Below are 20538 nucleotides of genomic sequence, written 5' to 3'. Positions count from 1 at the left end.
CTTTACAGCGGGCGGTTGATAATCGGTCGATTGTCGCTTGCGCTTACTTGAAGCTGCGGATGTCGACGAAGTGACCCGCTACAGCGGCTGCAGCGGCCATGGCCGGCGAAACGAGGTGTGTGCGGCCCTTGAAGCCCTGGCGGCCTTCGAAGTTGCGGTTCGAGGTCGATGCGCAGCGCTCGCCCGGCTTCAGGCGGTCGTCGTTCATGGCGAGGCACATGGAGCAGCCCGGCTCGCGCCAGTCAAAGCCGGCCGCCTTGAAGATCTTGTCGAGACCTTCGGCTTCGGCCTGTTCCTTCACCAGGCCGGAGCCCGGAACGATCATGGCCGATACCGTGGATGCCACCGTCTTGCCTTCAACGACCTTCGCCACTTCGCGCAGGTCCTCGATGCGGCCATTGGTGCAGGAGCCGATGAAGACGCGGTCGATGGCGATGTCGGTGATCTTGGTGCCTGGCTTCAGGCCCATATAGTCGAGCGCACGCCACTTGGAGGTGCGCTTCGTCTCGTCCTGGATGTCGTCGGGGTTCGGGACGACGCCCTCGATCGATACGACGTCTTCCGGCGACGAGCCCCAGGAGACGATCGGCGGCAGGTTGGCCGCGTCGAGTACGACGACGCGATCGAAGTGCGCGCCTTCGTCGGACTTCAGCGTCTTCCAGTAGGCAATCGCCTGCTCGAGCGCTTCGCCCTTCGGCGCACGCGGCTTGTCTTTGATGTATTCGAAGGTCTTTTCGTCGGGGGCGATGAGACCGGCGCGGGCGCCGCCCTCGATCGTCATGTTGCAGACGGTCATGCGACCTTCCATCGACAGCGCCTCAATGGCTTCGCCGGCGAATTCGATGACGTGGCCGGTGCCGCCGGCCGTGCCGATCTCGCCGATGATGGCGAGGATGATGTCCTTGGCAGTGACGTGGTCGGGCAAAACGCCATCCACACGCACCAGCATGTTCTTCGCCTTCTTCTGGATCAGCGTCTGGGTGGCGAGCACGTGCTCGACCTCTGATGTGCCGATGCCATGGGCCAGCGCTCCGAAGGCGCCATGCGTCGAGGTGTGGCTATCGCCGCAGACGATGGTCATGCCGGGCAGGGTAAAGCCCTGTTCCGGGCCGACGATGTGCACGATGCCCTGACGCTTGTCGGAAGCCGAGTAGTATTCGACGCCGAATTCGGCTGCGTTCGTAGCGAGCGCCTCGACCTGAATGCGGCTTTCCTCGTTCTTGATGCCGAGGTGGCGGTCCGGCGAGGTCGGCACGTTGTGGTCAACGACCGCAAGCGTTTTCTGCGGCGCGCGGACCTTGCGGCCAGCCATGCGCAGACCTTCGAAGGCCTGGGGGCTCGTCACTTCATGCACGAGGTGACGGTCGATGTAGAGAAGACAGGTGCCGTCATCCTGGCGATCGACGACGTGGTCGTCCCAGATCTTGTCGTAAAGGGTGCGGGGTGCGCTCATGGGTGAGTTCCATCCAGACTGAGTATAAGGGATTTCTTGAAGTGTGAGGTCTTATCGCGCCGGTCTTCCGGTCGCAGGAGCTCAGCCGCGAAGGCTCGCAAGGGCCCCTTGAACGCGCGCGAAGAAGCGTGCCGGCAGACGCTTGTGGTCCTGCAGCACGATAAACTGGTTCGCGAGGCATCCGAATTTCGATCCCATGGGCGGCGTCATACCAGTTTTCGCTGATGTCGGCAATTGGTTCGAGTACCCCATGACATGCGGCTGTCATGAAGCTTTCGCGTAAGCATGATTGATCTTCGTCAGTATCGCACCCTCTCGGAACCGGCGCAATGAACGAAGAGATCCACCGCATCAAAACCGAACTCCTCGACAGCTTCGACGAGGAGCTTGAGCAGCAATTGGAAGAGGATCGGCTTGACCAGCTTGTCGCCGACGGCATGTCCGAACCCATGATCGACCGGAAGATCTACTTTCGCGAACTCTTCCGCCTCCAGCATGAGCTGGTCCGCCTGCAGGACTGGGTGCAGTACAAGAAGCTGAAAATGGTCGTGCTGTTCGAGGGTCGTGATTCGGCTGGCAAAGGCGGCGCCATCAAGCGCGTGACCCAGCGGTTCAACCCGCGCGTCTGCCGGGTCGTCGCTCTGCCGGCGCCGACCGAGCGCGAGCGCAGCCAGTGGTATTTCCAGCGCTATGTGCAGCATCTGCCAACGGCCGGCGAAATGGTTCTGTTCGATCGCTCGTGGTACAATCGCGCCGGTGTCGAGCGGGTCATGGGTTTCTGCACACCGGACGAACTGGAGGAGTTTTTCCGCTCCGTCCCGGAGTTTGAACGCATGCTGGTGCGCTCCGGTATCATCCTCGTCAAATACTGGTTCTCGATTACGGACGAGGAGCAGGAATTTCGCTTCCGGATGCGGATCAACGATCCCCTGAAGCAGTGGAAGCTCTCGCCGATGGATCTCGAAAGCCGGATACACTGGGAAAGCTATACCCGCGCTAAGGAAGAGATGCTGGAGCGCACGCATATCCCGGAGGCGCCCTGGTGGGTGGTCCAGGCCGTCGACAAGAAGAAGGCTCGGCTCAACATGATCGCGCATCTCCTGACGCAGGTGCCTTATGAGCATGTGCCAAAGGAAGCGATCGAGCTTCCCGCACGCGTGCGCAATGCAGACTACATCCGCCATCCTGTGCCGGCGGATATGTATGTTCCGGAAACCTACTGACGGGTCATGCAGGCTGTAATTCGCGCGTCTGCTGAAAGAACAGCGGGCTGAAGGCTGACGGGGGAAGCTGCCCCGTCGCTTCGAAATACTTCTGAAGCACCAGCAGGGAGACCTTGCGCTCGGTCTTGCGATCGCAGAACGAGGCGACATAGGCATTGGCATTGGCCACGATGTCCTGCGCCCATTGCGGATTGCGTTCCAGCTCGGCGATCTTGTCCTCGAGGTCGCTGAAATCAGGGCGTACTTCGACGAAGTGATGGTCGGGGATCAGGCCGCCTTCCATGAACCATGTCTCGTAGCGCCCCTTCGGCATCACGCAGACGCTGCGCGAAGCCATGATCCATTTCAGGTTGGTGGCGACGTCGAAGCCCTCGATGGACAGGATATAGCGATAGCCCATCTGGTCCTGCGGGCTGAGGAAGCCTTTGGCCTGGACACCGTCTTTTGTTTCTCCGATATGGCCGACATCAGCAGACGCGCTCTCATGATGCCGGCGTAGCAATTCCATGCGGAGTGGATTGTTGAGCGCTCCGCGCCACACGGCCATCGGCTTCTTCTTCTCCCAGGGCGTGTCGTCGGCGCATAGCCGGAAATGCCGGAGCTTGTCGAGGTTCAGAAGCACGGAGTTTCCGTTCTCCCCTCCGGTCGGGCGGCTCTTGACGATGCTTGGCGTGTTTGGAACCCATGTCACGTCGCCGAAGAGATAATCGACCTTCAACCGACAGGGAAAATAGCGCAGATACTCGTCGAGATCGAAGTAATAGCGGCTCTGGGCCCGGTCCACCGCGTTCAATCTCGTGCCGGGCTCGACGGAGCATGGGGGCAATCTGTTGTAGTAGTTCGCCCTTCGCATCAGCTCTTCGAGCTCGGGTGATGCCTCGAGCTCGCCGAGGATCTGTCTGCACCGCTGCAGATACCATTCGCGCGGCACCGCATGTCGTGTGATGCCGGCTGCATAGTAGCGCACGCGATTTATGGTCTTTGCCGTTTTATCGAGCGCAGGGAGCTTCATCGATGCCGCGCCCTCATGCGCTGTTCAAAGCCTCGCAGGAGGATCGAAAGGCCGATCGTCAGCACGAGATAGACATAGGCCACGATCGAATAGGTCTCGAAGAAGCGAAACGAGCCGGAGGCGTAAACCTTGCCCATCTGGGTGATGTCGGCAACCCCGAGGACCGAGACGAGGGACGAGTCCTTCACCATGGCGACGAAGTCATTCGACAGTGGGGGGAAGATGACGCGGATCGCCTGGGGGAACACCACCAGACGAAAGCGCTGGCCGCGGCTCAAGCCCAGCGCCTTGGCCGCCTCGATCTGCCGCTTGTCGATCGACTGGATCCCGGCGCGAAAGATTTCGGCGATGAAGGCAGAATAGCCGATCATCAGCGCAATGATCGCACGCCACATCAGGGAGATGTCACGCACCACCATAGGCTCCGCGAGGCCTGCCGATACGAGTGGAGACGTGATGAAATTATAGAGCGCGACAAGGCCGGGCGCGCCGACAAAGGCGATGTAGAAGAGCAGGACGATGATCGGAATGCCGCGGACGACCTCGACGTAGAACCGGGCGATTTGGCGCAGGACCACGCTGTCCGACATTCCAAGAAGTGCAATCAGCAGGCCGAGAGCCGTCGCCAGGGCAAAGCCGACCAGCGTGACGAAGATCGTCACCCAGAGACCCTTGGCCACCGTGTTGAAGACCTGCGCATAGAGGTCGCTGACGAAGATGACGCCGGCAAGTGCTGCCGCCAGCACAAGGAAGGCGATCAGCCACCAGGGCCGATCGCCTTTTTGATCACCCTGCGGAAGGGTCTGAAATGCCATCAGTTACCCGCTTTCAGGTCGCAGGGTTGGACGCGGTTCATTCGCCCATCTTGTAGTCTAGAAACCACTTCTTGTTCAGCGTCTCGATGGTGCCATCGGCCTTCATCGCGGCGATCGCGGCATTGACGGGCGCGACGAGTTCCGAGCCCTTCGGGAAGATGAAGCCGAAGTCTTCCGAACCGAGCGGGCCACCGACGAGCTTCAGGCCGCCATTCGAGGCATCGACATAGCCCTTGCCCGCCGTGCCGTCCGTCAGCACGACATCGACGTCGCCGGTTTTGAGTGCCTGGACAGTCGCGCCGAAGGTCTCGAACAGCTTGATGCGCGGGTTCTGCTCATTGCCGTCGAGGATCTCATAGACGGCTGTATAGAAGGGGGTCGTGCCCGGCTGTGCGCCGACAAGGCCGTCTTCGAACTCGGCGAAGCTCTTGCCGTCGCTGAACCGGCTCTCGTCGCCGCGAACCAGCATGAACTGCTCGGAGCGCATATAGGGCTCGGAGAAATCCACCTTTTCCTTGCGGTCTTCCTTGATGGTGATGCCGGTCATGCCGATCTGGAACTGGTTATCCGACACGGCCTGGATCATCGCATCCCAGGAGGTGTTCTGATACTCGACCGTGAAATTGAGCCGCTTGGCGATCTCGTTCATCGCGTCATATTCCCAGCCGATCTGTTGGCCGGACTTCGGGTCGACGAACTGCAGCGGCGGATAGGCATTCTCCGTCACAACGACGACCGTCTTGCCGCCCAAATCCGGCAGGTCGGTGGCGTTGGCAGCGAGAGGCAGCAGGGCAAGAGCGGAGAGACCGGCAAGGACAGCGCGGCGAAACAACATGGAAATCTCCCGAATTGTGGCAGCGCACAGTGTCACATCTTGTTCAGGGATGGCAAGAACTGCCCATGCCAGAGACCATCTCCGGCTCCCAGTTCTTGTGGAGCAGACATAGTGCCGGTTCTGTTTTGCAGACTTCGGCTGAAAAAACTGCCTTCTACCTGCTTCGGCCAGCAAGCGGTATCACCGGATGATATCCCCTTCTGTCTCCGAGGATGAAACCATGATCAAGCAATCGGCCATTCTTGCCGTTACCCTCAGCCTGTTTTCACTGTCGGCCCATCCCGCCCCGGTTTTCGCTCAGGAAGCGGTGGTTGCCGCGGCCGACAAGGAGGCCCTGTTCACGAGTCCCGATCCGAAGCTGCATGCCAACAAGCAGGTCGTCTATCACATCATGCGCGACCTTTTAGAGGCCGGGCACTGGGATCAGGCCGACCGCTTCTTGACCGAGCGCTACATCCAGCACAATCCGAACGTCGCCTCCGGCCGCGATGCCGTCGTTGCATTTTTCACCGAGGTCTTGAAAGTCGAGAAGAAGCCGCTGCCCGAAAAGCTTTCGACCCCGGTGGCCTTCGTCACAGCCGAGGGCGATCTGGTGACCGTCGGCATCGTCCGCGAGGAGAAGGATCCTCAGGATCCGTCCAAGACCTATACCACCACCTGGTATGACACCTGGCGGATCGTCGACGGCAAGGCCGACGAGCACTGGGATTCTGCCGTCAAACAGTGAACGGCAAACGGGCCGCCCCCTTTTCGGGTGGCGGCCCGTTTCATGTCGATCAGCCGTGTCTCACGTGAATCAGAAGGTTGCCGTCTTGGGATCCGGTCCGATACGGGCGCCCGCATCGTCGAGACCGTTCAAGGTATCCAGATCTTCCGCCGACAATTTGAAGTCGAAGACCTTGAAGTTTTCGTTGATCCGCGACGGTGTGACCGATTTCGGAATGACCACAAGACCGTTGTCGATGTGCCAGCGAATGATGACCTGAGCCGGCGTACGACCAAGCTTGGTGGCGATGTCAGCGATTGCAGGGTGACCGAGAAGCTTGCCCTGGCCCAAGGGGCTCCAGGATTGCGTTGCGATACCATGCTTTTCATGGAAGGCGCGTGCCTCGCGCTGCTGGAAATCCGGATGAAGTTCAATCTGGTTGATGACCGGCACAACGCCGGTCTCGGCGACGATCTTCTCGATATGCTCCGGGTAGAAATTGGACACACCGATGGATTTCGCCCGCCCTTCTTCCTTCAGCTTCACAAATGCCTTCCAGGTGTCGACGAACAGGCCCCGATGGGCCGAGGGCCAATGGATGAGATAGAGATCGACATAGTCGGTTCCCAGCCGCTTCAGGCTGGCATCGAAGGCTTTCAGCGTCTGGTCATAGCCTTGTTCGGTGTTCCAGAGCTTGGTGGTGAGAAAGATATCGGACCGGTCGATCCCAGACTGACGGATGCCTTCGCCGACGCCCTCTTCATTTTCATAGACAGCTGCCGTGTCGACATGGCGATAGCCGGCCGACAGTGCGGCCTTGACGGCCGGAGCCGCTTCGTCGTTCGGTGTCTGCCAGACGCCCAGTCCCACCTGGGGAATGCGGGCGCCGTCGTTCAGGGCAATATGCGTCTGGTCTGTCATCAGCGGAAATCTCCAGATGTGTCATTGGTTGCGCTCAGCGCGAAATCGTTGGCGGTCACGAAGAGGCGCAAAAAAAATGCCGTCCGCCACCTCGGTATCTAGGCTGCTCCGCCATCGGTGAAAGGCCCGGCCCGCCCAAAAGCCCTTAATCTTGGTTCAAAGAACCTGAAGCGTAGTGCTGGGACCGAGATGCGGGAGCAGGCGCCGCATGTCCCGAGGACTGATGGCGACGCAGCCCTCTGTCGGTGTGTAACCGGGTCTTGCGATGTGAAGGAAGATTGCAGAGCCACATCTGCGCTTGCGGCTTCGCAGATTCCAGTCGAGCACGATGCAGACATCATACAGTTCGTCGTTCCGCTGCAAGGTCTCATGGCTGGGGCTGAAGGGTGCGCGGACGGGGCGATTGTAGTTCGGATCGCCGACCGCGTCGCACCAGAGCATGTCGGATGATGATCTCCGCATGCTCAACAGGGTTGAAGGCCAGGGCCCACGGTCACCCCGGCGATAGGCAGAGAGCAGAGGCATGACCGCAATCGGTGTCGCACCATCGCCCTCACGTTTGCGACTGGTACGCCCGCCGCGTCCGAGGGCCGCTCGGAAGGTCAGCGATCCCGCCTGAAGAATAGCCTGCCTTTGATTTCCAGGAGCGGGGCGGATTAACAGTCGTTTGACTGCCGAACCGGCGATTTTCGCTGCCTTCCGCCTCTTGGTCACGACTTTTTGCCTTGTTCGTGAATATTGTTGTATTCATAGCCCTTAAACGGCTGCGAGTAAGGCTTACATCCAGTGTACTTGGGCAGCAAGACCCGAACACGGGACCAATTCGGAAGGATGACGGATGACGACGCGGACCATTCTGCTTGTAGATGATGACGACGATCTGAGGCAGATCCTGGTCGAGCAGCTCTCTCTCTATGAAGAGTTTTCGCTCATGCAGGAAAGCAATGCGACCCGCGCCATGCAGACGGCAAAAGCCTCCCAGATCGATCTGATGATCATGGATGTCGGGCTGCCGGACATGGATGGCCGCGAAGCGGTCAAGCTCCTGCGCAAGGGCGGCTTCAAGTCGCCGGTGATCATGCTGACAGGTCACGACACGGATTCCGACACGATCCTCGGCCTTGAGGCGGGCGCCAATGATTATGTCACCAAGCCCTTCCGCTTTGCCGTTCTGCTCGCCCGTATCCGTGCGCAATTGCGCCAGTTCGAGCAGAGCGAGGACGCGACCTTCGGGGTCGGCCCCTATCTCTTCAAGCCGAGCCAGAAACTGCTGACGACCGAGGACGGCAAGAAGATCCGCCTGACCGAAAAGGAATCGGCGATCATCCGTTACCTCTATCGTGCCGGCCAGAAGGTGGTGACGCGCGATGTGCTGCTGGAAGAGGTCTGGGGTTACAATTCCGGCGTGACAACCCATACGCTGGAAACCCATGTCTACCGGCTTCGCCAGAAGATCGAGCGCGATCCCTCGAATGCCGAAATCCTGGTCACGGAAAACGGCGGCTACAAGATCGTCCCCTGAGCGACGGATCAGAATGCGACGGGGATGAAGGCGACCTCTGTGTCGTTTTCATCCCCGTTTTGCGTTATGGACTGACAGCGGGCGTAACGACGATGCCCGATCGGACCAGGAAACGTCATGTCACTCAGCGACGATATCGAGCTTCTGTCGGCTCTGCCTCTCTTTTCCGGTCTGGATAAGGATCAACTGCGGCTGATCGCCTTCGGTGCCGAGCACAGGCAGGTCGCGGCGGGTCAGGCTCTGTTCCGGGAAAAGGCGCCGGCAGAGTGTGCCTATGTCGTCGTTCGCGGCGAGATCGAGCTCTATGTCATCGGCCGGGATGGAAAGCCGCATCTGGAAGCCCGGGTCGGTCCCGGAATCATGCTGTCCGAGCTTGCCCTGATTACCATGGTGGAGCGGAAATATACCGCCGTTGCGGTCGAGGATGTCGACGTCATCCGGATCACCCGCACGCTCTTCCACCGACTGCTCGAGGAGTATCCGCAGATGGCGCGGCAGGTCGAAGGACGGATCAAGCAGTCGCTTGCTGCCCTGATCGACGGCGCGGAAGCGCTGGCGCCGAAATTCTCCTAGATAGCTGGCGTTACATCGCCTGCTATGGACTCTGAAAGCGGGCTGTCACCGGAACATGGTCCGATGGCTGGTTCCAGCCACGCGCTTCCTTGAGGATGTCGACGCGCGACAGAAGGGGTGCGAGATCCGATGACGACCAGATGTGATCGAGACGGCGGCCTCGATCCGCTGCGGCCCAATCCTTCGCCCTATAGCTCCACCAAGTATAGAGCTTTTCCGAAGCCGGTACGTGCTGGCGCATCAGGTCGACCCACTTGCCCTGACGCATGATCTCGAGCAAGCCTTCGGTTTCGACCGGCGTGTGGCTGACGATCTTGAGCATCTGCTTGTGGGACCACACATCGTGCTCGAGCGGCGCGATGTTCAGATCGCCGACCAGAATGGAGCCCGTATTCGCTTCTGCCTCGGCGGACAGGGCTTTCATCTCCTCGATGAAGTCGAGCTTGTGTCCGAATTTCGGGTTGATCTCGCGGTTCGGCTCGTCGCCGCCGGCCGGCACATAGAAGTTGTGCAGGCGGATCCGCCGTCCGGCCCATTCGAAGACTGCCGAGATGTGACGGCTGTCGCCGACGCCGCAGTAATCCTGCCGGTGATCTTCGGCCAATGGCAGTTTCGAGCAGATTGCGACCCCGTGATAGCCCTTCTGGCCATGGATCACGATGTTGGAATAACCGAGCTCGGCGATCTCCGCTGCCGGGAACTGGTCGTTCTGGCACTTGATCTCCTGCAGGCACAGGATGTCCGGATTTTCACGCTTGAGGAAGTCCTGGACGATCGGCAGGCGCAAACGCACCGAGTTGATGTTCCAGGTCGTGATCGCAAGTGTCATCGTGGCCGCCTTGAATGTTCCCTTGGTTGTTTAGGAGATTCAGCTGACCATGAACAGGAAAAGGCGGCCGGTCGCTTGCGATCAGCCGCCTTCTCCACAAGTCGAAACAGATTGCCTCAGCCGCCGCGCCGCTGGCCATGCACTTCGGCATAGGGAATTTCGAAGACGCTCGGGTCGAACTTCACGCCGTTCTGAACATTGAAGATCATCACCGACGTATCCTTCTTCTGCACGTCGGTGATCGTCCATTGGCGCAGTTCGTAGGATTTCGGATCGAACATCAGGGTGATCGTCGAGTCGCCGAAGATCGTCCGGTCGCCGAGCACGATGGTGGTCAGGTCGGCTTCCTGCTTGACGTCGCGGACCATCTGGTTGCCGAGATCGATGCGGTTGGCGAGAAGCAGGCTCAGCGGCGTCTTGTTGAGCGGGTAGAGGTCCCAGGTCTTCAGCTTGGTATTGCCGATGACGACATTCTTGCCATCGGAAATCACGCGCATCGGCGACGGGCGTTCATAGTTGAAGCGCAGCTTGCCGGGACGTTCGATGAAGAACTTGCCCCCTGTCTGCTCGCCACGCGGACCGAACTGGACGAATTCGCCCATCATGGTGCTCACGCTCGAGAAGTGGTCGGCGATCTGCTGGGCCGCACCCGCCTGTGCAAAGACTGGAAACGGCAGAGCGGCACAAGCCATCATCGCAGCCGTTCCCAGCACGAACTGGCGACGGCTGGCCATCATCGGGAGGCGGGCGTCGCGTTCCTTGGTTTCTTTCATGCGATACTCCTTCATATGCTTCGGTCTCGCCGAAAAAGGCGGCGGCTTCATGGCCGTCATCGCCTTAGCCGCTGCGGCAACTCGTCCAGCCGCCCGCTTGTTCCATACCGGAACCGATTCGGTGCCTACTCTTCGGTCGGCACCAGAATTTCGCGTTTCCCGGCATGGTTCGCAGGGCCGATGATGCCCTCCTTCTCCATGCGCTCGATCAGGGAGGCGGCACGGTTATAGCCGATGCCGAGACGACGCTGGACATAGGAGGTCGACGCCTTGCCGTCACGCAGCACGATGGCGACCGCCTGATCATAGGGATCGTCGGATTCGCCGAGGTTTCCGGTTCCAAGCGGACCGCCGCCATCTTCGCCATCCTCATCGTCGTCGACGGTGATCGCTTCCAGATATTGCGGCGAGCCTTGTGTCTTGAGGTAAGCGACGATTTCTTCGACCTCATGGTCGGAGACAAAGGGACCGTGGACACGTTGGATGCGCCCGCCGCCGGCCATATAGAGCATGTCGCCCATGCCGAGCAGCTGTTCGGCCCCCTGCTCGCCGAGAATGGTGCGGCTGTCGATCTTCGACGTCACCTGGAAGGAAATTCGGGTCGGGAAGTTCGCCTTGATCGTACCGGTGATGACGTCGACCGATGGGCGCTGGGTTGCCATGATCACGTGGATGCCGGCTGCACGGGCCATCTGGGCAAGCCGCTGCACGGCGCCTTCGATGTCCTTGCCGGCCACCATCATCAGGTCTGCCATTTCGTCGATGATGACGACGATATAGGGCAGGGGCTGCAGGTCGAATTCTTCCGTCTCGTAGATCGCTTCGCCCGTCTGGCGGTCAAAGCCGGTCTGCACGGTGCGGGTCAGCACCTCGCCCTTCTCAAGCGCCTGGGCAACACGGGCATTGAAGCCGTCGATATTGCGGACACCGATCTTCGACATCTTCTTGTAGCGCTCTTCCATCTCGCGGACGGTCCATTTGAGCGCCACCACAGCCTTCTTCGGATCCGTGACAACAGGCGAGAGAAGATGCGGGATGCCGTCATAGACGGAGAGTTCCAGCATCTTCGGATCGATCATGATCAGGCGGCACTGCTCCGGCGTCATCTTGTAGAGCAGCGACAGGATCATCGTGTTGATGGCGACCGACTTACCCGAGCCGGTGGTACCGGCGACGAGGAGATGCGGCATCTTGGCGAGGTCGGCGATGACGGGTTCGCCGCCGATCGTCTTGCCGAGCGCCATGGCGAGCTTTGCCTTGTTGCCATCGAAGTCGCGGCTGCCGATCAGTTCACGCAGGTAAACGGTCTCGCGCGTCTGGTTGGGCAGTTCGATACCGATCGCGTTGCGGCCAGGGACCACTGCAACACGGGCGGCAATTGCGCTCATCGAACGCGCAATATCGTCGGCAAGGCCGATGACGCGGGACGACTTGATGCCGGGTGCAGGCTCGAGCTCGTAGAGCGTGACGACAGGACCGGGCCGGACATGGATGATCTCGCCCTTGACGCCGAAGTCGTCGAGAACGCCTTCGAGCAGGCGGGCATTGTGTTCCAGCGCCTCGGCCGACAGCGTCGCGTCGCGTGTAATGGCGCGCGGCTCGGCGAGGAGATGGACGGACGGCAGCTGGAAGCCTTCGGGACGCAGAAGCGATCCTTGCGCGTCGCGCTCCATGCGTGGGCCCGGCTTGGGCCGTGCTGCGGGTGCCGCAACGCGCGGCGAGGCTCCGGCAGGCTTTGCCGGCGCCGATCGCACGCCGTCGTCGGAGAGGATGCCGGCCGGCCGCGGCAGATCGTCGAGACCGAAATCGTCTTCATCGTCATCGAAGTGTCCCGCCGACATGGGCGGCGGGGATACGATCGAGCGGCCGGTCGGGCGCAGTGGTGCGCCATCCAGGGAGGGTTCGACGCGGGCATTGAGCGGTGGTGCCTTGGCGCGCACCGGCTCGTTGAGTGTCCCGAATTCGTCATCGTTGAAATCATAGGGCTGTTCGAAATCGCGTTCGCGACGATCGCTGGTGGTCAGGCCGAACAGGCGTCGGACGCGGGCGCGCGTCGTGTACCAGTTGTGAGTTACCGCACCCATGACCAGGGCGATCGGGCCTTCGCGTTCGTCGTCTTCCTCATCGTCCTCGAAGACGGGTGCCTTTGGCTTGGCGCGCATGAGCGGCGCGACAGGCTCCTCGTCATCCGCCGGCTCGACAGCCTTGCCGACAATGCCGGCCGCAAACAGCATCAGCCAGGTCGCCGGCAGGGCCAGCACCGCACCCAGGATCATGGCGAATGTCGACGTCGGATAGGCGCCGATGAAGAGGGCTGGAAAGCGCAGGATGAGATCGCCGAGCACGCCGCCTGTTCCACTTGGCAGGGGCCAGGTCTGCGGCGGTGGAAAACAGCCGACTGCGGCAGCTGCAACCAGGGCACCTGCAACCCAGGCACCGAGACGGGCCGGGATGCGGGTCACGCGGCGTCCGCCGATGAGGGCGAAGGACCAGGCCATGACCGGCAGGAGCGCCAGCAGACTGCCCAGCCCAAAGAACTGCATCATCAGGTCGGCAAAGACGGCGCCGGGCAGTCCGAGGATATTGGTCGGCGGGTTGTCCGTCGCATAGGAGAGGCTCGGATCCGAAACGTTCCAGGTGGCGAGTGCTGCGACTGCGAGCACCAGAAGGAGAAACAGCCCAAAGCCGGTCAGTGCCATGATCTGGCGCAGCAGGAAGGCGGACAACGCCGAGCGCGTCGAGTGCTCCGGAAGCGTTGCTGAATGGCTTCTGCTCATGGGGTTTCTGTCCGTCCTGTTGCCGGTGATGCCTTTGATCCCCGCCCGGGACGGAGATCACCACCCGCTAGACTACAGGATCGAGGGTTAATGCTGCATTAACCATGCGCGTTGCGACCAATGTCTCTTGGAAACAGTCGAGCCCGGGCCTCAAAGACCCGGGCTCGTCATCAGTTCGTCATCCCTGCGGACAACGAAAGGTCAGTCACCCAAGCGTCGATCTCAGCGCTTGGTGAACTCCGGATAGGCTTCTACGCCGATTTCGACGACGTCGAGGCCGGTCATCTCTTCTTCCGCGCTTACACGGATCCCCATGGTCGCCTTGAGGATGGTCCAGACGATCGCCGACGAAATGGTGACGAAGAGACCAACGATCACGATCGAGGCGAGCTGGCCGAAGAGCGTGGCGTCCGGGTTTGTGAAGACGACGGCAATCGTGCCCCAGATGCCGCAGACCAGGTGGACCGGGATCGCGCCGACGACGTCATCGATCTTGAGCTTATCAAGCAGCGGAACCGAAACCACGACCAGGATACCGCCGACGGCGCCGATCAAGACGGCGGATACGAGGCTCGGGGTGAGCGGTTCGGCGGTGATCGAGACAAGACCGGCGAGTGCACCGTTCAGCACCATGGTGATATCGATCTTCTTGTAGAGGATCTGGGTCAAGGCCATAGCTGCCAACGAGCCACCTACGGCTGCCATGTTGGTGTTGGCAAAAATGCGCGATACGTCGGTCACGTCACCGATCGAACCCATAGCCAACTGCGAGCCGCCGTTGAAGCCGAACCAACCGAGCCAGAGGATGAAAGTGCCGAGGGTCGCGAAGCCCATGTTCGAGCCCGGGATCGGGTTGACCTGGCCATTCGCACCGTACTTGCCGGCGCGCGCACCCAGAATGATGGCGCCAACAAGTGCCGCCCAGCCGCCAACGGAGTGAACCACGGTCGAACCAGCGAAGTCGAGGAAGCCGAAATTGGTATCCAGGAAGCCGCCGCCCCATTTCCAGGATGCCTGGATCGGATAAATCAGACCGGTCAGGATGGCAGTGAAGACGAGGAAGGGCCAAAGCTTGATGCGTTCGGCAAGCGTGCCCGAGACGATCGAGGCGGTCGCGGCGCAGAACATCAGCTGGAAGAAGAAGTCGGAGCCGGCCGATGCATAGCCGACATCGACATCTGCGGCAGTGGCGCCAACCGGCTGCAGCGATGTGATGCTGAATGCACCGATGACATTGAGGATCGTCCAGTTATCGCCGGGATACATCAGATTGTAGCCGACCAGCAGGTAGAGAAGTGCTGCAATGCCGAAGAGTGCAACATTCTTCGTCAGCTGCATCGAGACGTTCTTGGAGCGTACGAGACCTGCTTCGAGCATGGCGAAGCCGGCGGCCATGAAGAACACCAAGAAGCCGCTGACAAGAAAGAGCAGCGAATTCATGATGTAAACGACATGCGGGGCGACATCCGGAGCCGCGGCAGCTGCCTCGGCTGCAGCGGGCGCTGCTTCCTGCGCGAAGGCGACAACCGGCGCCAGCACTGCTGCAGACGCGGCGCCAAGGCGCACGAGATTGGAATTCAGATTGGCAAATGACATCAGTAACAACTCCCCTTACAGCCGTTCTTACAGCGCTTCGGTATTGGTTTCGCCGGTGCGGATGCGCACGGCCTGATCGATCGCGTAGACAAAGATCTTCCCGTCGCCGATCTGACCGGTCTTGGCGGACGAAGCGATGGCTTCGACGGCCTTGTCGGCAAGCTCGGACGAGACTGCGATCTCGATCTTCAGTTTCGGCAGAAAGCTGACGGCGTATTCGGTGCCGCGGTAGATTTCGGTGTGCCCCTTCTGGCGTCCGTAGCCCTTGACCTCGGTCACGGTCAGGCCCTGGATCCCCACAGCCGTCAAGGCCTCGCGTACCTCGTCCAGCTTGAACGGCTTGATGATAGCCATCACAATCTTCATCTGGTTTCCCATCCTTTGCTTGTCCTCGGCTCGGAGCCGACTCTCCTTGCCGCCCGCAGCAACATTCGCGCAGCGACTGGAGAATGACATTCAAAAGGCGTGCCAGATTCAGAATTCTCTATAAGTTATTGAAATGTAAAGGTTATGAAAAGCGCAGCCAATAAACAGGCAAATGAGCGTGCAATGAGCGCACAGAAATTGTGCATAATATGACTGATGGCTTAAATTTAGTCATTTGCCCGTTTGCGGATCAACCCTTCCTGGGCCACCGAAGCGACCAGCCGTCCGTCGCGGGTGAAGATGCTGCCGCGGGTCATGCCACGGGCGCCTGCCGCACTGGGGCTGTCCTGCGTATAGAGCAGCCAGTCATCCAGCCGGCAGGGACGGTGGAACCACATGGCATGGTCGAGACTGGCCACCTGCAGTTCGGGGTCAAAGATTGAGGTGCCATGCGCATAGAGCGATGTGTCGAGCAGGGTCATGTCCGAGAGATAGGCAAGGATTGCCGCCTGATAATGCCTGTCGTCGGGCACGATGCCGGATGCACGAACCCAGATATGAGCCTCCGGTTCCAGTTTCTCGCGGGACAGATAGTGGGTCAGCGATGTCGGGCGGATCTCGATCGGTCGTTCGCGACCCCAGTATTTCTTCACCGTATCCGGTGCTTGGGCCAGGAAGGCGGCGCGAAACTCGTCTTCTCCCATCAACTGCTCCGGTGCGGCTACGTTCGGGATCTTCACCTGGTGGTCAAAGCCCGGTTCCTCGATCTGGAAGGAGGCTGACATCGAGAAGATCGCCTTGCCATGCTGGATCGCGACGACGCGGCGTGTGGTGAAGGATGAGCCGTCTCGGATGCGCTCGACCTGGTAGACAATCGGGATGGACGGATCGCCCGGGCGCATGAAATAGGCATGGAGCGAATGCACGATGCGATCCGGATCGACGCAGCGCTGTGCCGCCATCAGGGCCTGTGCGATGACCAGGCCGCCGAAGACCCGCTGCCAGCCGTTCTGCGGACTGCTGCCGCGAAACAGGTTTTCCTCGAGCTTTTCCAGATCGAGACGTTCGATCAGGTCTTGCATCGGTTTGGTCTGTCCAGCTGGCTGCGACATATTGCATTGCTCCGCTTATAGGCACCCGTTCAAGGCTGATCTATATAGGTGTCATCAGGTCTACAAGAACAAAGGAATTTGCCATGCTGGATGTGCTCGTCGTCGGCGGTGGCTATGTCGGTCTTTCCGCTGCGGTCGCAATCAAGCAGGCGGCCCCGCATCTCGCCGTCGAGGTTGTCGAAGCGGCGCCCGAGGACGCCTGGAAGAAGGATCCGAGGGCTTCGGCGATCATTGCGGCTGCGACCAAGATGCTCGATGTTTTCGGGCTCTGGGACCGGATCGAGCCGGATGCGCAGCCGATCAACCGGATGATCGTGACCGATTCGAAAACGTCCGATCCCGTGCGCCCGGTCTTCCTGACCTTCGATGGTGCTGTCGAAGACGGTCAACCCTTCGCGCACATGATTCCGAATGTCAGCATGGTCGCCGCGTTGCGCCAGGCCTGCGAGGAACGCGGCATCACCATCCGGCACGGATTGCGGGCAACCGGTTTCCGCGATACCGGACCGAGTGCCGAACTGACGCTCTCGGATGGCAGCGTCGTTTCGTCACGCCTCGTGATTGCCTGCGACGGCGTGCGATCCAAGCTGCGCGATCTCGCCGGCATCAAGACCGTCACGTGGAAGTATGGCCAATCCGGCATCGTCACCACCGTGGAGCACGAGCGGCCGCATGACGGCGTGGCGGAGGAGCACTTCCTGCCGGCCGGTCCGTTTGCCATCCTGCCACTCAAGGGCAACCGTTCGTCACTGGTCTGGACGGAGCGCACGGAAGATGCCGACAGGCTCGTCGCCTCCGATGACCTGTTGTTCGAGGCGGAGCTGGAGCGCCGCTTCGGCCACAAGCTCGGCACCATCCGTGCGACGCCGGATCGTCGGGCCTTCCCGCTCGGCTTGACCCTTGCCCGCGCCTTTATTGCGCCGCGTCTGGCGCTTGCCGGTGACGCGGCGCATGGTATCCATCCGATCTCCGGTCAGGGCCTCAATCTCGGCTTCAAGGACGTCGCAGCCCTTGCTGAGACGATCGTCGAGGCCGACCGCCTGGGTCTCGATATCGGCTCGGTCAATGTGCTCGAGCGCTACCAGATCTGGCGGCGCTTCGACACGTTCCGCATGGGTGTCACGACGGATGTGCTGAACCGGCTGTTCTCGAACGACGTGACACCGATCCGGGTGCTGCGCGATTTCGGCCTTGGCGTCGTTGATCGGATCCCGGGCCTGAAGAACTATTTCATCCGCGAAGCTGCGGGCACATCCGGGCATGCCGGGCCGCGGCTTCTGGGTGGCCAGAGCATCTGAGACTCATTGAAGGAACTGGCAGAGGCCAGGCCTGTTCAGGCGGGCATTTCCAGCTTGCGGGCTTCCGAAACCAGCATGATCGGTATTCCGTCGCGGATGGGGTAGGCAAGACGCGCTTTCTCGGAGACGAGCTCGCTCTTCTCCCGGTCCCATTTCAGGGTGCCCTGCGTCAGAGGGCAGACCAGAAGTTCGAGCATCTTCGGATCGATGAGGCTGGTCGGATTATCGGCCATGGGTCACTGGAGAATGGTGTCGGCGTCGCCGAAGGTGCGAGCCAGAACGATTTCTGTGATGGCGATCAGGGTCTCGGCGCGGGTCTTCAGGTCGGGCGCCTCCAGAAGCGCCTGTTTTTCAGGCGGGCCGAAGGGCGACATCATCGACAGGGAGTTTACCAGCGTCAGGTTCGATGCGCGCTCGACGCTTTCCCAATCGGCTTCAAGCTTGTTTGCCTCCAGATAGGCCTTGAAGGCCGCCAGGAGGCCGGCACGGTTGACCTGTGCCTCGTCTTCCGCCGAACTCAGATCGGCGATGAAAGGTGCGATCTGGAAGCTGCGGAAGGGCTTGCTGGTCGTCACCTCGTCCATCAGCCGGAAACGGCATACCCCTGCCAGCGACACGATGTAACGGCCATCGCCGGTTTCGGTGAAGGAGGTAATCCTGCCAAGGCAGCCGACGGGCGCAAGCTGCGGGCGCTCGGGCAGAATGTTGGCCTGCACCTCCGACATCGCCGGCTGAATCATGCCGATCAGTCGGTTGCCGGAGAGTGCCGCATCCAGCATCGTGAGGTAACGCGGTTCAAAGACGTTCAGCGGCAGCTGGCCGCCGGGCAGCAACAGCACCCCTGAGATAGGGAAGACCGGGACCGTCTCGGGAAGGTCACCAGCCGTCAGATATCGGGCATTTCCCACTTGCATCGAAGCACATCCTGTCCGGAAAATTCCGGCGTTCATTCCTGCTTCTATCTGGGTCGCGCCAGCCAAAACTCAAGGCCGGCCGCGGCTCACGAAAAGAGGATCGACGAGAGTTTGCGTCGCGCCATGATGGTGGCCGGATCCTTCGGACCCCAGACCTCGAAGAATTGCAGCAGCTGTTTGCGCGCACCGTCGTCCTCGAAGGTGCGGTCGCGTTTCATGATCAGCAGCAGATGTTCTGCGGCTTCCTCGCGGCGACCTTCGACATTGCGGATCTTGGCGAGCTTCAAGCGCGCCTCGTGATCGTCCGGGTTCAGCGACAGCGTATGCTCCAGCGCCACGGGATCACCGAGCTTGCGTGCCTCGTCGATCTGATCGAGCCGAGTGAGAACGGCCTGGATCTCGGCGGCCTTGGCCAGATCTTCGGGCAGCTGGCTGACCAGTTCGCGGGCACGCTGATGCTGGTTCGCCCCGATCATGCAGTCGGAAAGCCCTGCAATCGCCTTTGTGTTGTCGGGGTCGGCCTGGAGGATCGCGGCAAACAGCTGGGCGGCGCCATCGATGTCTCCAGCTGCAAGCAAGCCTGCGGCTTCTTCAAGCACTGCCGCGATCTCGGCTGCCTGGTCGGCACCGGCCGGACCCGCCACCTTGTCGATGAAGGCCTTCACCTGGCTCTCAGGCAGCGCGCCCATGAAACCGTCGGCCGGACGGCCGTTGACGAAGGCAACCACCGCCGGGATCGACTGGATGCCGAGCTGGCCGGCAACCGACGGATGGTCGTCGATGTTCATCTTGACGAGCTTGACGCGGCCACCAGCTTCATTGACCGCCTTTTCGATAATCGGGGTCAACTGCTTGCACGGACCACACCAGGGGGCCCAGAAATCGACGAGCACCGGCTGGTTGCGCGATTCGTCCATGACGTCGCGGGCGAAGTTTGCTGTCGTCGTGTCCTTGATCAGGTCGCCGGCTGCGGGCGCGGCCGGGGAAGCGCCACCGAACTCCGCCTTGGCTGTCATGGTCTGGTTGCCGTAGCTGCCGTAAGGGTTGCCGTAGTCGCTCATCTTCTCGCATCTCCCGCCTGTTTCGCAGCCTTTGGGGAGGCTGACGTTCTTGCTGTTAAGATCGTATGTCAGCCTGAGACTTTCAAGACAAGCGGCGTGTGGCCGGTTGCCTCCATGAAGCGGATGAGGTCATCCCGGCCGATCGATGTCGTCGCGTCATTGGAGAGCGGATGGCCATTGATGATGTCATGCTCCATCAGATCCTTGTCGAGCACGAAGGTGACATTCTTGCCCGTATCGTTGATCGCACCGAAGGCCGTCACCGAGCCCGGAACGACGCCGAGATACTCCATCAGCTTTTCCGGCTTGCCGAACGAGACCTTGCTGGCGGCGCCGATGATCGTGTGCACCGTCTTCAGGTCCACCGATGCATTCTCCTCGACCGTCAGCAGGAAGAAGTTGTCCTTCTTGTCCTTGACGAACAGGTTCTTGGTGTGGCCGCCGGGAATCTCGTCGCGCAGCGAGACCGATTCCGCGACGGTGAAAACCGGCGGGTGGGTCTTCGTCTTGTGGGCGATCCCGAGTTCGTCGAGGTAACGAAAGAGGTCTTCGGCGGTTTTGGCTGTCGTCATGGCTGTTCTCACTCTGAATCGTCCGGGGCCTTGCGCTCCCACTATCGGATTTCCACCTCAGCAATAGGTCCAGGACCGACGTTTCGCAATCTTTCGTAAGCCGCGAAACCCTGGAAAAGCTGAGCTTTCTCAGGTCGTTGTGCCCTTGTCGAATTTTTTTCGCGCCGATCCGTCATTTCC

General features: G+C 60.7%; 21 protein-coding genes. 5 read left to right on the top strand and 16 right to left on the bottom strand.

The features are described from left to right. Positions 1-43: 43 nt before the first annotated feature. A complete protein-coding gene (gene leuC, locus D4A92_RS05700; protein ID WP_203018668.1) occupies positions 44-1453 on the bottom strand; it encodes a 3-isopropylmalate dehydratase large subunit in 1410 nt (469 codons plus the stop codon). Positions 1454-1782: 329 nt separating this feature from the next. Between leuC and ppk2 the strand changes: the two genes are divergently transcribed. Beyond that, positions 1783-2676, top strand: a complete 894-nt coding sequence (gene ppk2, locus D4A92_RS05695; protein ID WP_203018666.1) for a polyphosphate kinase 2 — start codon at positions 1783-1785, stop codon at positions 2674-2676. 4 nt (positions 2677-2680) lie between these two features. Here ppk2 and D4A92_RS05690 read toward each other — a convergent pair whose 3' ends face one another. Genes D4A92_RS05690 through D4A92_RS05680 form a run of 3 tightly spaced genes read right to left on the bottom strand, consistent with a single transcriptional unit; the run spans position 2681 to position 5338 of the window. Then, positions 2681-3688: a glycosyl transferase family 90 gene (locus D4A92_RS05690; RefSeq protein ID WP_203018664.1), complete on the bottom strand. Its 1008-nt coding sequence runs from the start codon at positions 3686-3688 to the stop codon at positions 2681-2683. Continuing rightward, complete coding sequence (locus D4A92_RS05685) at positions 3685-4503, bottom strand: amino acid ABC transporter permease (RefSeq protein WP_203018662.1); 819 nt, start codon at positions 4501-4503, stop codon at positions 3685-3687. The genes D4A92_RS05690 and D4A92_RS05685 overlap by 4 nt, the downstream gene beginning before the upstream one ends. Before the next feature lie 37 nt (positions 4504-4540). After that, the gene (locus tag D4A92_RS05680; RefSeq protein ID WP_203018661.1) at positions 4541-5338 is read right to left on the bottom strand and encodes a transporter substrate-binding domain-containing protein; all 798 of its coding nucleotides are present in this window, start codon (positions 5336-5338) and stop codon (positions 4541-4543) included. Between the two features lie 220 nt (positions 5339-5558). On the opposite strand from D4A92_RS05680, the gene D4A92_RS05675 reads away from it, so the two are divergent. After that, positions 5559-6065: a nuclear transport factor 2 family protein gene (locus D4A92_RS05675; protein WP_203018660.1), complete on the top strand. Its 507-nt coding sequence runs from the start codon at positions 5559-5561 to the stop codon at positions 6063-6065. A 69-nt stretch (positions 6066-6134) separates the two neighbouring features. Here the strand turns inward: D4A92_RS05675 and D4A92_RS05670 are convergent, their stop codons facing one another. Together D4A92_RS05670 and D4A92_RS05665 are read right to left on the bottom strand one after the other, a co-directional pair. Beyond that, the gene (locus D4A92_RS05670) at positions 6135-6965 is read right to left on the bottom strand and encodes an aldo/keto reductase (RefSeq protein WP_203018659.1); all 831 of its coding nucleotides are present in this window, start codon (positions 6963-6965) and stop codon (positions 6135-6137) included. 156 nt (positions 6966-7121) lie between these two features. Beyond that, positions 7122-7652 carry a L,D-transpeptidase family protein gene (locus tag D4A92_RS05665; protein WP_203019845.1) on the bottom strand — a complete coding sequence of 177 codons (531 nt, stop codon included), beginning with the start codon at positions 7650-7652 and terminating at the stop codon, positions 7122-7124. Between the two features lie 151 nt (positions 7653-7803). Between D4A92_RS05665 and D4A92_RS05660 the strand changes: the two genes are divergently transcribed. Both D4A92_RS05660 and D4A92_RS05655 read left to right on the top strand, forming a co-directional pair. Then, positions 7804-8487 carry a response regulator transcription factor gene (locus D4A92_RS05660; RefSeq protein ID WP_006724290.1) on the top strand — a complete coding sequence of 228 codons (684 nt, stop codon included), beginning with the start codon at positions 7804-7806 and terminating at the stop codon, positions 8485-8487. Between the two features lie 117 nt (positions 8488-8604). After that, the gene (locus D4A92_RS05655) at positions 8605-9060 is read left to right on the top strand and encodes a cyclic nucleotide-binding domain-containing protein (RefSeq protein ID WP_054149799.1); all 456 of its coding nucleotides are present in this window, start codon (positions 8605-8607) and stop codon (positions 9058-9060) included. 22 nt (positions 9061-9082) lie between these two features. On the opposite strand, the gene D4A92_RS05650 is transcribed toward D4A92_RS05655, so the two are convergent. The 6 genes from D4A92_RS05650 to tesB form a co-directional block, all read right to left on the bottom strand. Then, on the bottom strand, positions 9083-9889 hold the full coding sequence (locus tag D4A92_RS05650) for an exodeoxyribonuclease III (protein ID WP_203018658.1): 807 nt from the start codon (positions 9887-9889) through the stop codon (positions 9083-9085). A gap of 116 nt (positions 9890-10005) precedes the next feature. After that, entirely contained in the window at positions 10006-10677 is a 672-nt protein-coding gene (locus D4A92_RS05645) for an outer membrane lipoprotein carrier protein LolA (RefSeq protein ID WP_420804537.1), read from the bottom strand. A 110-nt stretch (positions 10678-10787) separates the two neighbouring features. Beyond that, complete coding sequence (locus D4A92_RS05640; protein ID WP_203018657.1) at positions 10788-13439, bottom strand: FtsK/SpoIIIE family DNA translocase; 2652 nt, start codon at positions 13437-13439, stop codon at positions 10788-10790. Between the two features lie 222 nt (positions 13440-13661). After that, positions 13662-15035 (bottom strand): ammonium transporter, encoded by a 1374-nt coding sequence (locus D4A92_RS05635; protein ID WP_203018656.1) that lies wholly within the window; start codon positions 15033-15035, stop codon positions 13662-13664. A 27-nt stretch (positions 15036-15062) separates the two neighbouring features. Further along, positions 15063-15413 (bottom strand): P-II family nitrogen regulator, encoded by a 351-nt coding sequence (locus D4A92_RS05630; protein ID WP_194842755.1) that lies wholly within the window; start codon positions 15411-15413, stop codon positions 15063-15065. A 215-nt stretch (positions 15414-15628) separates the two neighbouring features. Next, positions 15629-16513: an acyl-CoA thioesterase II gene (gene tesB, locus D4A92_RS05625; protein WP_203018655.1), complete on the bottom strand. Its 885-nt coding sequence runs from the start codon at positions 16511-16513 to the stop codon at positions 15629-15631. An 83-nt stretch (positions 16514-16596) separates the two neighbouring features. Here tesB and D4A92_RS05620 point away from each other — a divergent pair, with 83 nt between their 5' ends. Beyond that, on the top strand, positions 16597-17811 hold the full coding sequence (locus D4A92_RS05620; protein ID WP_246754034.1) for a ubiquinone biosynthesis hydroxylase: 1215 nt from the start codon (positions 16597-16599) through the stop codon (positions 17809-17811). A 35-nt stretch (positions 17812-17846) separates the two neighbouring features. Here D4A92_RS05620 and D4A92_RS05615 read toward each other — a convergent pair whose 3' ends face one another. The 4 genes from D4A92_RS05615 to D4A92_RS05600 all read right to left on the bottom strand — a co-directional run bounded on the left by D4A92_RS05615 (position 17847) and on the right by D4A92_RS05600 (position 20358). Further along, on the bottom strand, positions 17847-18044 hold the full coding sequence (locus tag D4A92_RS05615; RefSeq protein ID WP_054149805.1) for a Trm112 family protein: 198 nt from the start codon (positions 18042-18044) through the stop codon (positions 17847-17849). 3 nt (positions 18045-18047) lie between these two features. Beyond that, the gene (locus D4A92_RS05610; RefSeq protein WP_203018654.1) at positions 18048-18725 is read right to left on the bottom strand and encodes an LON peptidase substrate-binding domain-containing protein; all 678 of its coding nucleotides are present in this window, start codon (positions 18723-18725) and stop codon (positions 18048-18050) included. Between the two features lie 86 nt (positions 18726-18811). Further along, positions 18812-19786, bottom strand: coding sequence for a thioredoxin (gene trxA, locus D4A92_RS05605; protein ID WP_203018652.1), 975 nt, complete (start codon positions 19784-19786; stop codon positions 18812-18814). Positions 19787-19854: 68 nt separating this feature from the next. Beyond that, a complete protein-coding gene (locus tag D4A92_RS05600; RefSeq protein WP_203018650.1) occupies positions 19855-20358 on the bottom strand; it encodes a prolyl-tRNA synthetase associated domain-containing protein in 504 nt (167 codons plus the stop codon). Positions 20359-20538: the final 180 nt, after the last annotated feature.

This window comes from Rhizobium rosettiformans (assembly GCF_016806065.1).
In the GTDB taxonomy this organism is placed as follows: domain Bacteria; phylum Pseudomonadota; class Alphaproteobacteria; order Rhizobiales; family Rhizobiaceae; genus Allorhizobium.
This window is presented reverse-complemented; position numbering and strand designations above follow the sequence as displayed.